Raw genomic sequence first — 13,593 nt, 5'->3', positions numbered from 1 at the left:
TAGAAACGCTAAATTTGGGAAGAAGACAAAGGTAGTTTTTGTGTCTTTTAAGAAGGTTCTCAAGGCCTTTAATCTGGTATCTATTGGTGTGAGTTGTTCTTTACACTTTATAGTTTTTCTGGTATAATCCTCAACAAGAGGAGTTAAGCCTTGGGTGTAAGAGAAAGGTGGAAAGGGACAAAACCAATTAATATGCCTCATGATTTAGCCTTCTACACCACCAAGGACTTTAGCTGGAAAGATTCCTATCAACTTTACGGAGAATTAACTTCAAGCCTTAGGTCTGACAGGGTTGACCTTGTGTGGCTCAACAGGGCTAACCCTGTGCTTCAGTTTGAGGTCATAAAATACGGCAAGGTGCTTTTCTACAGGGATGCAGACATCTTAAACGACTATGAACTCAAAGCCAAGAAAAACTTTTACGACTATGCCCTATACCTTGAAAAACACAGAAGAATAAACAAAGGATACTTCATAAGTAGGTTGGGAAAGTTAAAGGAGTACAGAAAAGACCTTTTAGACCTTGGAGACCTGAGCTTTGAAGATTACACAAAAAGCAGGTGGCTACATTACTCAGTGGAAAGGTTGCTTTTTCTCATAGCGGAAAGCATCCTTGACATCCTTGACCACGTACTGGCAGGCAAGTTTCAGGTGGTAAGCGACAGCTACGAAGACATAATAAGAAACGCTTACGGTAAAGGCATTATAGACAAGGACCTCTTTGAAAAGCTAAAAGGCCTGGAAGCTTTCCGCAACGTCCTTGCCCATGAATACCTTGAGTTATCCCATGAGGAGGTCTACCAAAACTATCTGAAGATGAAAGATATATTAGGGCAGGTGATAGAAAAGCTTGAGAGCTTGCTTGAGGGTTAGTTTATGATATAACGGGGGTTTAGTATGCCAAGCTGTCCAGTCTGTCAAACAGCGGTTGAAACCCACGCGGAGACATACACGAGCCCTTACAACAGGCAGGAATACAAAAAATACGAGTGTCCCATCTGCGACCTTCACTGGTGGGAGCCGTTGTAGATAATCCCGGAGTTTTATGAGAGTGAGGTATTTGAAAGCTATATTGCCTTTCATGAAGCACCGAGATTAAGGATAGGTGAGAACCACAGAATGTTTTTTGAACATATTCCCAAGCACATAAAAGGCAAACTCCTTGATGTGGGCTGTGGCGATGGAGTTTTTCTAAAAGAAGCCCAAAGGCATGGCTTTGAAGTCTAGGGTATAGACTTTGACAGAAAAAGCGTGGAGGCTGTAAAAAGAAATCTTGGGGTGGACACTGTTTATGCCATGAGCTTAGAAGAGTTTTATCACTTTGCCAGAGAGAGAAACCTTAAGTTTGATGTTATTACCTTCTTTGAAGTCCTTGAGCATCAGGACAGACCTATGGAGTTTCTGAGGATGGTTAGGGAGCTTTTAAACGAAGGTGGATATATAGGTGGAAGTGTGCCAAATAGGGAGAGTTTTTTTGCAGAGATTTTAATCAGGAAAGACTCCTTGATTGACTATCCACCTCATCACTTTTTGAGATTTTCTCATAAAGCTTTAGAGAATGCCCTGAAGCTTGCTGGATTCAGAGATATAAAAGTTTTCCAACCAGACTTTCCAAGAAAAGAAATTTATCTTTTTGTTGAGAAAAAACTTTTCGGTAACTTAGATAATAAATATAATATTAATTTAAGCTAGAAAAGAGAATATGAAAATACTTTTTATTTTCGGTACTCGTCCTGAAGCAATTAAGATGGCTCCTGTGATTAAAAAATTTGAAAAACATAACGAATTTGAAGTTAAAGTATGCGTCACAGGGCAGCATAGAGAAATGTTGGATCAGGTATTAAATTTTTTTGACATAAAACCTGATTATGATTTAAACATAATGAAACCAAATCAAACTCTTTACAATATAACAGCAAGTATAATTAAAGAATTAGAAAAAGTAATAAAAATAGAAAAACCAAGCCTAATATTTATTCAAGGTGATACTACTACTGCATTTGTAGGTGCACTTGCAGGGTATTATGCAAAAGCGAAAATAGCTCATATAGAGGCAGGTTTAAGAAGTTATAACAAATATTCTCCGTTTCCTGAAGAGATGAAAAGAGTTTTAATTGGACATCTTGCAGATTACCATTTTGCTCCTACAAAAAAAGCAAAGGAAAATTTGTATAAAGAAAACATTAAGAAAAATGTTTATGTTGTTGGAAATACAGTAATAGATGCTTTATTTTTAGGTTTAGAAATTATAAAGAAAGAAGGTGAACAAAAATATTATGAATATTTTAATTTTATTGATTTTTCAAAAAAAATAATTCTTGTAACCGGACATAGGCGAGAAAGTTTTGGAGAGCCTTTTAAAAATATATGTTATGCAATAAAAGAAATAGCTGAAAATTATGACGATGTAGAAATTGTGTACCCTGTACATTTAAATCCAAATGTTAGAAAACCTGTGTATAAAATTTTAAAGAGTAATAAAAGGATACATCTCATAAAACCATTATCGTATCCTTATTTTATTTGGCTTATGAATAAATCTTATTTAGTACTAACAGACTCAGGTGGGATACAAGAGGAAGCTCCTGCCTTAGGTAAACCTGTTTTAGTTATGAGAGAAATAACTGAAAGGACAGAAGGTATAAAAGCGGGAACAGCTAAACTTGTAGGAACTGACAAGGAAAAGATAATAAAAGAAGTATCTGTCTTATTAACTAATGAAGTTGAGTATAATAATATGGCAAAAGCAATTAATCCTTATGGAGATGGAAAAGCAAGTAATAGAATAAGAGATATAATAAAAGAGGTACTTTGATATATGAAGAAAAAAATGTTGTATGTTATGCATATTGATTGGAATTGGATAAAACAAAGACCGCAATTTTTAGCTGAAGAATTGGCAAAATTTTATGATTTAACTGTTGTCTATACTTATGGGTATAGAAGAAAATTATTAGTACATAATCAAAAAAACAATATAAACAGGTTTGTTGCTTTATATAGATTACCTCACCAAAGGTTTAGAAATACTTTGTTTGGTAGGATCATTAATGACACAATTTTAAAATTGCAATTTCGAATGTTTGATAATAATTATGATTATGTTTGGTTAACTTCACCAACATATGTTAATTTTATAAAGAATAGATTTAAAAAAAGTAAAATAATTTATGATTGTATGGATGATAATATTGGAATAAAAGATGATATTGAAAGAAATAAAATTCTTAAATTAGAACATGAACTTCTTAGTATAGCAGATATAGTTTTTGTCAGTAGCGATAACTTAAAAAATGTAATAAAAAAAAGAGGCTACAAGAAAGAAATTTATGTGATAAATAATGCTATTTCTTCAGGTCTTATTCGTGAATTTGAAAATAGTTATATAAATACAGATAATACAGATAATAATTATATAGTTAAAAATAAAAAATATTTTAAACTGCTTTATGTTGGAACGATATCATATTGGTTTGACTTTGAAAAGATTTTAAAACTTTTGGATGATTTGCCTAATATTACCGTTACTTTAGTAGGTCCCTGTGAAGTCGATATACCTAAGCATAAAAGACTTATTTATAATGGGATTATACCTCATAGTAATTTATTATCATTTGTTAAAGATTATGATGTATTAATCATGCCTTTTATCTTAAATGAATTAATTTTGTCTGTAGATCCAGTAAAAATATATGAATATATTAGTTTTGGTAAAAATATAGTTTCAATTTATTATAAAGAGATGGAGAAATTTAGAAAATTTGTTTATTTCTATAATGATTATAAAGATTTAAAAAATACTATCGAATTTTTGACAAAAAATAATTATCTTAAATTTTCAAAACGGGAAGCTCTTCAGTTTCTCATGAAAAATACATGGGAAATACGGGCTAAAAATATTTTCCAAATATTGGAAGCTTATAAATGAGTAAAATATCCTGTGTTATCCATACATATAATTCAGAAAAATATTTAAGGGAATGTTTATCAAGTGTAGAATGGTGTGATGAAATTGTAATTATAGATATGTACAGCACTGATAGAACAATAGAAATTGCTCAAGAATTTGGAGCAAAAATTTATATGCACGAATATCTTGGTTATGCAGATCCTGCTAGGAATTACGGGTTATCTAAGTGTTCGTATGATTGGATCTTGGCTCTAGATTCGGATGAATTAATCCCGAAAAAATTGAAAATAAGATTGAAAGAAATAGCAGATAAAGATATTTTTGATGTAGTATTGATTTCAAGACGGAATTTCTTTTTTGGAAAAGAATTACTAGGAGGAGCTTGGGGATATGATCAAGATGTCATAGCGCGTTTTTTTAAAAAAGGATTTCTCACCTATGGCTCGGAAGTACATAATTTTATAAAAATAAATCCAAAAGCAAGAGTAGGTAAAATTATTGATAAAGAGTCATCCATAATTCATTTTAATTACAATAGTGTTCGGCATTTTATTGAAAAATTAAATACTTATACTGATTTCGAAACCTTTTCAACAAAATATAACTATAAAGGAAAACCTGCTATAAAGATACTCTATCATATTTGCCGTGAATTTTTTGGAAGATTTATATATAAAAAAGGATATAAAGATGGATGGATAGGTTTATATTTATCTTTGGCAATGGCTTTTTATCGGGCAACTGCAATTGCTAAAAGTAATTTACCTAATGAAGAAGAAGTTATTAAATTATATAAAGAACTTAGTAAAAATATTCGAGATACAAAAAATGACAATAAAGATAAATAAAATTTATATATTAAGTTTATTGTTGACATTTTACTCTTTACTTCCAGGGGTAGCAAAGGTTACAGGAAATAGCTTGTATTACTCTTTTTATATACCAATAATATTTTTTATATATTTAATTTTTAGGAAAAATAAATTATACCTATCACATATGGATATACCTTTTTTAATTTCCTTTTTTTTACTAATATTATACATACCAATATCCGTCTTTATTTTGAAAACAGTATCTTTGGAAGTTACTATTTTTGGTGTAGCAACTTTTTTAATACCTATGATTGGATACTTTTACAGTAGAATTATTCCGTTTAATTTTGTAGTTATATCAATTGTTTTTGTTGGTTTTGTTCATTCTCTTATAGCTATATTACTTTATGGTTTTTTCCCTTTACCCAGTTTTCTTGAAGATATAAGGTCAATTTTATATGAAGGAGTAATGGCTTTTAGAATGTCTAGTGTATCTGGTTCTTTAGTTTTAGGAGCATTAATGACAATAGTTTCAGTTTTTGTTTTAAATATGGTTATTTTAAGATTCAAAAAAGAGTATATTATTTTATTATTTATCTTTTATTTTGTTGATATATTTACAATGCAAAGAAGTGTTTGGATAAGTTTATTCATTTATAATATTTTAATACTTGCTTATCTTGCTATAAATCAAAATATCCAGAGCAAAAAAAAACTTTATTTAATTTTTCTGTTAATTATTTTTCCAGTTTTAATATTAATGATTATAACATCAGTTTTGGAATATTATATAGATTTTCTATTAGAGAGATTTGTTTCTCTTATAAAAGGAGAAGCAATAGAGGAGAGATCTTCATTATGGAGAAATGGACTAAATAACTTTTTATCAATTCCCTCTGGTACTGGTTTAGGTACTGTAGGACAAGTAAGAAGAATTCTTAATTTAGAAAATGATTATTTACCTGTTCTAGATGGAGATTATTTCAGGATATTGAGTGAAACTGGTATAATTTTAATTCCATTTTATATTAGATTCTTCATATACCTTGTATTAAGAGGTTTTTATTTATATAAAATGTCTATTAATAGATTAACGGTATATTTATCATTGCTGGGGTTAAGTATTAATATGATAGGATCAAATACAACAGAATTTTATTTTGTAAATTTTATTTATTGGTTAATGATGGGATATTTTTGGGACTCTAAATTTAAAAATTAAATTTAAAAATGTAGTTCAGTCGATAGGAGTATAAATGAAAATACAAAACAAAATTTATGTAATCATTGTATCTTACAATAAGGTAAATTCTGTAATTAAAGCAGTTGAATCTGTTATGAATAATGATTTAAACATAGAAATAATATTAATCGATAATAGTGAAAATATTAAAATATTCAATGGTTTGAAAAATAAATTAGAAATATATAACAACATATTTTTTATAAATAATAAAACAAACTTAGGATTTTCTAAAGCAGTTAATCAAGGAATTAAAATTGCTATAGAAAATAAAACAGATTATATTTTACTTTTAAACGACGACGCATATTTAGATAAAAATTGTCTCCCGTTGCTTATTAATGCTTTAGAAAAAGACAAAAAAGCATTATTAGCAGGACCAACCATTTTTTATGAAAAATATCCAAATAAAGTCTGGCATACGGGGGGGTATTTTAATAAACTAACTATGGGCATTGATATTCCTTATAAAAATAAAACAGTAGATTTTTCATTTTTCAAAATTCTTCAACCAAAAAAAGTTGATTTTTTAACTGGTTGTGTTCTTTTATTAAAAAAAGAAGCTATAGAAAAAGTTGGTTTTTTTGATGAAAACTTATTTTTTTACGGTGAAGATCTTGACTATTCTCTTAGAGTTAAAAAAGCAGGGTTCGAACTATTATGGGTACCTAATGCATTTGCCTGGCATGATATAGATATCATTAAATATAGAACCACACCATTTGTGCTATATAATTTAGCTAAAAGTAATGTATTAGTAAGAAAAAAATTGTTTGACAGATCTTTATTTTATTATTATTTAGTTTTACATTTTTTTCTTTATACTCCTTTTAGGATATATCAGATATTGAGAGGCTCTAAAAATTTTGAGTCTATTAAAGCATGGATAAAAGGAACAATAGAAGGATTGAAGAATGATTAGAAATATTGTTAATAAACAAAAAATTCTTTTTCTTTCTTCTCGGCTTCCATATCCGCCAATCGGTGGAGATAGGCTCAAGAACTACTGGTTACTTAAAATTCTTTCCAAACATTTTAAAGCTCATCTGGTGTCAATAGTTGAAGAAGAAATACCAAAGGAATTTTATGATTGGACAAATGAAATTGGAATTACATTTAAACTTTTTCCAAAACGAAAAACTCAATTTTATCTGAATGCTCTGAAATCACTATATAATGGTTTACCTTTACAGGTGAATTATTACTATTTCAAAGATGTTCAACAATACATAAATTCCATCTATACCGAATATGATCTGATTTTCTCAACACTTGTTAGAACTGCTAAATACGTTATGGAGTTAAATAAACCTAAAATTTTAGATATGGCTGATTCTATAGGCTTAAATTATAGAAGAAGTGCACAAAATACGAAATCAATACTTTGGAGATTTATTTATAGCTATGAAAGTGCGAAATTGTTAGAATTTGAGGAAAAATGTATTGAAATATTTGACAAAACTTTATTTTTTAATAGAGAGGAAAGAGAATTTTTTCTAAATGAAAATAAAACTGAATGGATCCCACATGGAGTAAATGAAGATCTACTAATTTACGAAAAGGTAAATCCAAATTACAAAAATTATGTTGCCTTTTTCGGAAAGATGAATTATCAGCCAAATATAGATGCTGTTTTGTGGTTCATAGATAAGGTTTTTCCACATTTAAATAAAAACATTAAATTTATTATAGTTGGAGCCTACCCTCCAAAAAAAATTACTTCCCTAAAAGATAAATATTCAGATATTGAAATTACTGGTTTTGTAGAAGATCCATATGAAATATTAAAATCTGCCTTGTGTGTTGTAGCTCCTATGAGAACAGGAGGAGGAATTCAGAATAAAATTCTTGAGTGTATGGCTTTGGGAACAGTTAATGTTGTCTCTTCCTTGGCAGCAAAACCCATAGGTGCCAAAAATATGGAACATTTTATAGTAGTTGACGACCCAAAGGAAATGGCAAATATAATAAACAATATCCATGCTCATCCTGATAAATATGAACACATCAAACGGAATGCGAGAGAATATATTAAAAATAACTTCACCTGGACCATTTATGAAAAAAAATATTAAAGATTATTGAGGAGGTCTTATCATGATAATTCGGTCTTGTGCACCTTTAAGACTTGGGCTTGCAGGTGGGGGAACCGATGTAAGTCCCTATTCTGATTTATATGGTGGGGCAGTTTTAAATGCTACCATATCAATGTATGCCTATGCAACCCTTGAACCACGAGATGACGGAAAAATAGTTTTTAATTCAGTAGACACGCAAAAAAAAGTGGTGCTTGACTCAAATGAATACTTAGAAATTGAAGGCGAATTAGATCTTCTAAAAGGGATATACAACAGAATTGTAAGAGATTTCACTAAAACCCCCCTTTCTTTTGAACTAACAACTTATGTAGATGCTCCTCCTGGCTCTGGGCTTGGAAGTTCATCAACTCTTGTTGTCGCTGTTTTAGGAGCATTTGTAGAATGGCTTAGATTGCCGCTCGGAGAATATGAAATCGCACATCTTGCGTTTGAAATAGAGAGAAAAGACCTTAAAATGGCTGGAGGAAAACAAGATCAATACGCTGCAACATTTGGAGGGTTCAACTTTATGGAATTTTACGATAACGACAGAGTTATTGTTAATCCACTAAGAATAAAACCAGAGATTATTAATGAACTTCAATTCAGATTACTCCTTTATTATACAGGCACAAGTAGACTCTCTTCAAAAATCATCGAGGCTCAAATGAAAAATGTTATTGAAAAAAAGGAAAAGTCAGTTGAAGCAATGCATAAACTGAAGGAACAAGCTATACTCATGAAGGAAGCAATACTTAAAGGTGAACTGGATAAAGTGGGAGAAATTTTAGATTATGGATGGCAGTATAAAAAACAAATGGCAGAAGGTATTACAAATCCTGTGATTGAAGAAATATATGAGACTGCTAAAAAGGCTGGAGCAATTGGAGGAAAAATATCAGGCGCAGGTGGTGGCGGATTTATGATGCTTTATTGTCCAGAAAATACAAGGTATAAAGTAATTGAAGCATTGCAAAAATTTGGCGGAGAGTTCAGAAGATATCAGTTTACAAAATATGGATTGGAAACATGGAAGGCATAAACAATGGTCAAGGAAGCAATAGTCCTTGCTGGTGGACTTGGAACAAGATTAAGAAATGTTATTAAAGATATTCCAAAGCCCATGGCTGATATAAATGGCAAACCCTTTCTTGAATATGTTTTAAAATATTTGTCACATATGGAAATCAAAAATGTGGTTTTATCTGTAGGTTATAAACATGAATCGATAATAAATTATTTCGGAAACTCGTTTTTAAATTTAGGTTTAAAATATTCCATAGAAGAAAAGCCGTTAGGTACTGGAGGAGCTATCAAAAAGAGTTTAAATTTGATTAATTCTAAAGATGTTTTTGTTTTAAATGGAGATACTATTTTTTTAGTAGATTTAAGAGATTTTTACCGCTTTCATAAATCAAAAAAATCATTCGTTACCATAGCCTTAAAAGAAATATTAAATCCAGAAAGATATGGAAGTGTAGAAATTGATGAAAAAAGCAAGATAAGATCATTCTACGAAAAGGGTATAAAAAAAGATAAAACTTTGATAAACGGTGGTATCTACATTATTAATAAAGAGTTTTTTTTATCTCAAAATCTACCATATAAATTTTCGTTTGAAAAAGATTTTCTCCAAAAGTTTTATAAAGATTTTGATTTTTACGGATATGTTTCAGATGCTTATTTTATTGATATAGGAATCCCTGAGGACTATGAAAAAGCAAAAAATGAATTTGAAAAACTTTCACTTTGACAAAAGCTGGACTTTGTTTTTAGATAGAGATGGAGTTTTAAACAAGAAAATAGAAAATGATTACGTTAGAAGATGGGAACAGTTTGAGTTTTTACCTGGTGTTATCGAAGCGATGAAGATATTAAGAGAAGTATTCGGAAAAATTATAATTTTGACCAACCAAAGAGGTATAGGAAGAGGTTTTATGACAAAATTTTTTAAATAAAGTTTTAAATTGGGAGGTATTAAAAGTGGAAGAAAAAGTTGTTAAAGAGACCTGTAAAGATGAAATTGATCTTTATGAGCTTTTACTTGTTTTAAAGAAAAGAGCTAAATTGATAGGAGCTGTTGTTTTTGCTTCGGTTGTAATTGCAACGATTGCAGTGTTTTTAATGCCCAATATATATCAGGCAAGGGCTACTGTTTGGGTAGATTCATTTTTAACACCAGCTTTGATACAGAGTTTGCAAACAGTTCAGTCAACGGAGCCTAAAAATGTTTTTCTTAGTCTACCAAACTCACCGCCAAACGCAAATAATTTAGCTCTTTCTATACTAAATAGTATAGAATTTAAAAAAAATGTTTTAAAAATTTTAGAGAGCTCCTATGGCAGTCTAAAAAAAATAGGACTTGATAACATAGATGAAGAAGATTTAGAAAAAATATTACAATCAAAGGTTGACCCAAAGACTCAGTCTATTATGATTACAGCTATTCATCAGGATAAAAAAATTGCAAAAGATATTGTATCGGCTGCGGTGGAGGAGCTGGACAGGGAGTTAAAAAGAGTTTCAGAAAACTATAAAACTACGTTTATTAAAAATCCAGATAAAAACAGGGAATACAACTTTTTTGTTTTAAATATAATTGAAAAGCCTACATATTTTGACCAGCCAGTAAAACCTAAAAGGAAGTTGATTATAGCTGTTTCTGCAGTGAGTGCTCTTTTTCTTGGTGTGTTTCTTGCATTTGTGCTTGAGTGGTGGGCTAACATGAGAAAGGTTAAGTCTTAACATAATCTTTAAGATGTAAATTTTAGTTTCCTTTACGGTGATTTGGAATTGTTAGACTGTATAGTTTTTAGAAAAGAATATACTTTTAAAGAAAAGGAGGAGGACAAGGCATATGAAGGTGATAATCCTTGCAGGTGGAAGTGGTACAAGACTTTGGCCATTATCTAGAAAGAACTATCCAAAGCAATTCCTAAAATTAAACAGAAATAGTTCTCTTTTACAACAGACAGTTGAAAGGCTTCTAAGGTTTGTGTCTGTCGAAGACATGATTATAATAACAAACAAAGAATATGAATTTCATGTTTTATCAGATTTAAAAGTTTTAACTTTACCTAAGTCTTCTAAGTTTAACCTTATTTTAGAACCTATAAGCAGAAATACTGCACCTGCAATAGCTATTGGCATTAAGTATTGTATTGAAAGGCTTGGATGTTCTGAAGATGAGGTAGTATTCGTTTGTCCGTCTGACCATATTGTCAGGCCTGTTGAGAGATTTGTTGAATATCTAAGAAATGTAGAGGAAATTGCAAAAGAAGGTTATATAGTTACATTTGGGATAAAACCTGATAGGCCTGAAACAGGATATGGATACATTAAAACAGGTGATAGGCTTAAGATCCTATGTAATGGAATTGAATGTTACAAGGTAGAAAGGTTTACAGAAAAGCCCGATAAAGAGACTGCAAATAAATACATAGACCAAGGTGATTACTACTGGAACTCTGGAATGTTTGCTTTTAGTATAGGGGTGATGATGGAAGAATTTAAGCGATATACACCTGAAATAAGCGAGCTTCTTAGTTTGAACTTTGACAGCGTGTTAGCAAAGTTTGTCAAGATGCCTGACATATCGATAGACTATGCTATCATGGAGAAATCCAGTAGAGTTGTAACGTTGCCTATGGATATATACTGGAATGATATAGGATCGTGGGATTCCTTATGTGATTTGTTTGATAAAGATGCTTTTGGAAACATTAAAATAGGTGATACTCTAACCCTTAATACCAAAAATACTCTTATAATTAGCAACAAAAGATTGATTTCTACTATAGGATTGGAAGATTGTATCGTGGTCGAAACAGATGATGTTATCATGATAGCAAGGAGAGGAGAAGCGCAGAAGGTAAAAGACATAGTGAACATGCTTAAACAACGTTCGAGGAAGGAAGTTGAAGAACACGTTACAGTCTACAGACCATGGGGAAGCTATACAGTTTTGGAAGATGGGCCACGATATAAGGTTAAACGTATAGTGGTAAATCCACAGGAAAAATTAAGTCTACAGATGCACTATCACCGTTCGGAACACTGGGTGGTTATAAAAGGTATCGCAAAGGTGACAATAGGAGATAAAGAGATCTTCATACGTGAAAATGAATCAGCTTTTGTACCAAAATTGACACCTCATAGACTCGAGAACCCTGGTAAGGTACCACTTGAAATTATAGAGGTCCAGGTTGGAGAATATGTTGGTGAAGACGATATTATAAGATATGATGATATTTATGGCAGGAAGGGTTAAGTATTTTTCTGGTAGTAAGATTAAAGGGTTGTCCAAGAGATTATCTTGAAGCCATAGCTATTGTAAGAAACCTGTAAACAACCAATAGACTTTATGGGTTTTGAGAAAAGTTTTTTTAGAGACAGTTTATTGTTTAATTTGCTTTGTTTTAATTGAATTTTTTGGTAAAATGTGGGTATGTCTTATTTGATTTTAGTTTTTTTTGCTAGTTTTTTAGTTTCTTTATTTCTTATCCGATTCCCTATTGGTTTTGACCCTACCTGTGGGGTTCAGAAGTTTCACTGTCGGCCTGTGCCAAGAGTTGGTGGGGTTGCCATTTATTTGAGCCTCGTCTTTTTAGGCTTTGCCTTTTTTTATGGTAATAAAGATTTTACCTTAGACTACTTAAAAGTCCTGATATCTGCCTTTCCTGTGGTTTTCGCAGGATTTCTTGAAGACTTGACTAAAAAGGTCTCTCCTAAAGTTAGACTTTTTGCCGGTTTTATTTCTGGGGCCTTGGTTATCGTCTTGTTATCTACCTCTGTTCCAAGGGTTGACCTTCCTTTTTTTGACGAGCTTTTAAAAATAGCTTTTGTAAGCTATGTTTTTACCGTTTTTGCTGTAGCAGGGGTTGCCCATAGTTTTAACATCATAGATGGGTTTAACGGACTTGCCTCAGGGGTTGCCTTGATGAATTTTTTGGCTTATGCTTATGTTTCTTTTCTACACAACGATTTTTTTCTCCTCTATCTTAGCTTAGGCTTTTTTGCAGCCACCTTAGGGTTTTTTCTCTGGAACTATCCTTTTGGGTTGATTTTTCTTGGGGATTGCGGGGCTTATCTTCTTGGGTTTGCTAATGCCTTGCTTGCTGTCCTTATGGTTGATCGATATCCTGATGTCTCCCCATGGTTTCCTTTCCTTCTCTGTGCCTACCCTGTCTGGGAAACCCTTTTTTCTGCATATAGAAGAAAATTTCTAAGAGGTTCTTCTCCTTTTCAGCCAGATCCTTTTCATTTTCATACGTTGATTTATAAAAGGGTAACCCAAATCTTTTTAGGAGATGAATCCGAAAGATTACTTAAAAACGCTCAAACAGCCCTTCTTATCTGGATTATCCACTTTATTTGCTATCTACCAGCCATCTTTTTCTGGAAACATACCCTGGTTCTCATTTTGTTTTTTCTGTTTTTTGTTTTTCTATACCTTTGGGTTTACTTTAAAATCGTCAAGTTTAAGTTTCAACCTTTGTTTAAAAACCGCTCTAAGTAAACCAAAAAACCGCGTAATCAAAACTTGTA

The 13,593-nt window shown here is 31.3% G+C and carries 15 protein-coding genes; all 15 read left to right on the top strand.

The window, feature by feature from the left end:
* Positions 1-192 precede the first annotated feature (192 nt).
* The 15 genes from hepT (at position 193) to HL41_RS06030 (ending at position 13,564) form a co-directional block, all read left to right on the top strand.
* Positions 193-873, top strand: coding sequence for a type VII toxin-antitoxin system HepT family RNase toxin (hepT, locus tag HL41_RS09100; RefSeq protein WP_051754541.1), 681 nt, complete (start codon positions 193-195; stop codon positions 871-873).
* Positions 874-1,119: 246 nt separating this feature from the next.
* A complete protein-coding gene (locus HL41_RS09775) occupies positions 1,120-1,227 on the top strand; it encodes a class I SAM-dependent methyltransferase (RefSeq protein WP_235181287.1) in 108 nt (35 codons plus the stop codon).
* A gap of 3 nt (positions 1,228-1,230) precedes the next feature.
* The gene (locus HL41_RS09555; RefSeq protein WP_156095568.1) at positions 1,231-1,692 is read left to right on the top strand and encodes a methyltransferase domain-containing protein; all 462 of its coding nucleotides are present in this window, start codon (positions 1,231-1,233) and stop codon (positions 1,690-1,692) included.
* Between the two features lie 10 nt (positions 1,693-1,702).
* Positions 1,703-2,815 (top strand): non-hydrolyzing UDP-N-acetylglucosamine 2-epimerase, encoded by a 1,113-nt coding sequence (gene wecB / locus HL41_RS06080; RefSeq protein WP_038060120.1) that lies wholly within the window; start codon positions 1,703-1,705, stop codon positions 2,813-2,815.
* Between the two features lie 3 nt (positions 2,816-2,818).
* On the top strand, positions 2,819-3,928 hold the full coding sequence (locus tag HL41_RS06075) for a glycosyltransferase family protein (protein ID WP_022855395.1): 1,110 nt from the start codon (positions 2,819-2,821) through the stop codon (positions 3,926-3,928).
* Positions 3,925-4,758 carry a glycosyltransferase family 2 protein gene (locus tag HL41_RS06070; protein ID WP_022855396.1) on the top strand — a complete coding sequence of 278 codons (834 nt, stop codon included), beginning with the start codon at positions 3,925-3,927 and terminating at the stop codon, positions 4,756-4,758. Before HL41_RS06075 ends, HL41_RS06070 begins: the two co-directional genes overlap by 4 nt.
* 232 nt (positions 4,759-4,990) lie before the next feature.
* Complete coding sequence (locus HL41_RS06065) at positions 4,991-5,947, top strand: hypothetical protein (protein WP_144241975.1); 957 nt, start codon at positions 4,991-4,993, stop codon at positions 5,945-5,947.
* Between the two features lie 34 nt (positions 5,948-5,981).
* The gene (locus tag HL41_RS06060; protein ID WP_022855398.1) at positions 5,982-6,890 is read left to right on the top strand and encodes a glycosyltransferase family 2 protein; all 909 of its coding nucleotides are present in this window, start codon (positions 5,982-5,984) and stop codon (positions 6,888-6,890) included.
* Entirely contained in the window at positions 6,883-8,043 is a 1,161-nt protein-coding gene (locus tag HL41_RS06055) for a glycosyltransferase (RefSeq protein ID WP_038060121.1), read from the top strand. Before HL41_RS06060 ends, HL41_RS06055 begins: the two co-directional genes overlap by 8 nt.
* 22 nt (positions 8,044-8,065) lie before the next feature.
* Complete coding sequence (locus HL41_RS06050) at positions 8,066-9,088, top strand: GHMP family kinase ATP-binding protein (protein ID WP_022855400.1); 1,023 nt, start codon at positions 8,066-8,068, stop codon at positions 9,086-9,088.
* A gap of 3 nt (positions 9,089-9,091) precedes the next feature.
* Positions 9,092-9,799 (top strand): nucleotidyltransferase family protein, encoded by a 708-nt coding sequence (locus HL41_RS06045; protein ID WP_028843058.1) that lies wholly within the window; start codon positions 9,092-9,094, stop codon positions 9,797-9,799.
* Positions 9,774-10,004 carry an HAD-IIIA family hydrolase gene (locus tag HL41_RS06040; protein WP_158506230.1) on the top strand — a complete coding sequence of 77 codons (231 nt, stop codon included), beginning with the start codon at positions 9,774-9,776 and terminating at the stop codon, positions 10,002-10,004. Before HL41_RS06045 ends, HL41_RS06040 begins: the two co-directional genes overlap by 26 nt.
* Positions 10,005-10,029: 25 nt before the next feature.
* On the top strand, positions 10,030-10,791 hold the full coding sequence (locus HL41_RS09095; protein WP_051754540.1) for a YveK family protein: 762 nt from the start codon (positions 10,030-10,032) through the stop codon (positions 10,789-10,791).
* A gap of 112 nt (positions 10,792-10,903) precedes the next feature.
* Positions 10,904-12,316, top strand: coding sequence for a mannose-1-phosphate guanylyltransferase/mannose-6-phosphate isomerase (locus HL41_RS06035; protein ID WP_038060122.1), 1,413 nt, complete (start codon positions 10,904-10,906; stop codon positions 12,314-12,316).
* A 177-nt stretch (positions 12,317-12,493) separates the two neighbouring features.
* Positions 12,494-13,564, top strand: a complete 1,071-nt coding sequence (locus tag HL41_RS06030; protein ID WP_038060123.1) for an MraY family glycosyltransferase — start codon at positions 12,494-12,496, stop codon at positions 13,562-13,564.
* Positions 13,565-13,593 lie beyond the last annotated feature (29 nt).

The sequence above is a fragment of the Thermodesulfobacterium commune DSM 2178 genome (assembly GCF_000734015.1).
Classification (GTDB): domain Bacteria; phylum Desulfobacterota; class Thermodesulfobacteria; order Thermodesulfobacteriales; family Thermodesulfobacteriaceae; genus Thermodesulfobacterium; species Thermodesulfobacterium commune.
This window is presented reverse-complemented; position numbering and strand designations above follow the sequence as displayed.

Coding starts and splice junctions, on each gene's coding strand:
- HL41_RS06050 (WP_022855400.1), top strand. CDS start 8,066: ATGATAATTCGGTCTTGTGCACCTTTAAGACTTGGGCTTGCAGGTGGG.
- HL41_RS06055 (WP_038060121.1), top strand. CDS start 6,883: ATGATTAGAAATATTGTTAATAAACAAAAAATTCTTTTTCTTTCTTCT.
- HL41_RS06045 (WP_028843058.1), top strand. CDS start 9,092: ATGGTCAAGGAAGCAATAGTCCTTGCTGGTGGACTTGGAACAAGATTA.
- HL41_RS06075 (WP_022855395.1), top strand. CDS start 2,819: ATGAAGAAAAAAATGTTGTATGTTATGCATATTGATTGGAATTGGATA.
- hepT (WP_051754541.1), top strand. CDS start 193: ATGCCTCATGATTTAGCCTTCTACACCACCAAGGACTTTAGCTGGAAA.
- HL41_RS06030 (WP_038060123.1), top strand. CDS start 12,494: ATGTCTTATTTGATTTTAGTTTTTTTTGCTAGTTTTTTAGTTTCTTTA.
- wecB (WP_038060120.1), top strand. CDS start 1,703: ATGAAAATACTTTTTATTTTCGGTACTCGTCCTGAAGCAATTAAGATG.
- HL41_RS06040 (WP_158506230.1), top strand. CDS start 9,774: ATGAATTTGAAAAACTTTCACTTTGACAAAAGCTGGACTTTGTTTTTA.
- HL41_RS09775 (WP_235181287.1), top strand. CDS start 1,120: ATGTTTTTTGAACATATTCCCAAGCACATAAAAGGCAAACTCCTTGAT.
- HL41_RS06035 (WP_038060122.1), top strand. CDS start 10,904: ATGAAGGTGATAATCCTTGCAGGTGGAAGTGGTACAAGACTTTGGCCA.
- HL41_RS06070 (WP_022855396.1), top strand. CDS start 3,925: ATGAGTAAAATATCCTGTGTTATCCATACATATAATTCAGAAAAATAT.
- HL41_RS06060 (WP_022855398.1), top strand. CDS start 5,982: ATGAAAATACAAAACAAAATTTATGTAATCATTGTATCTTACAATAAG.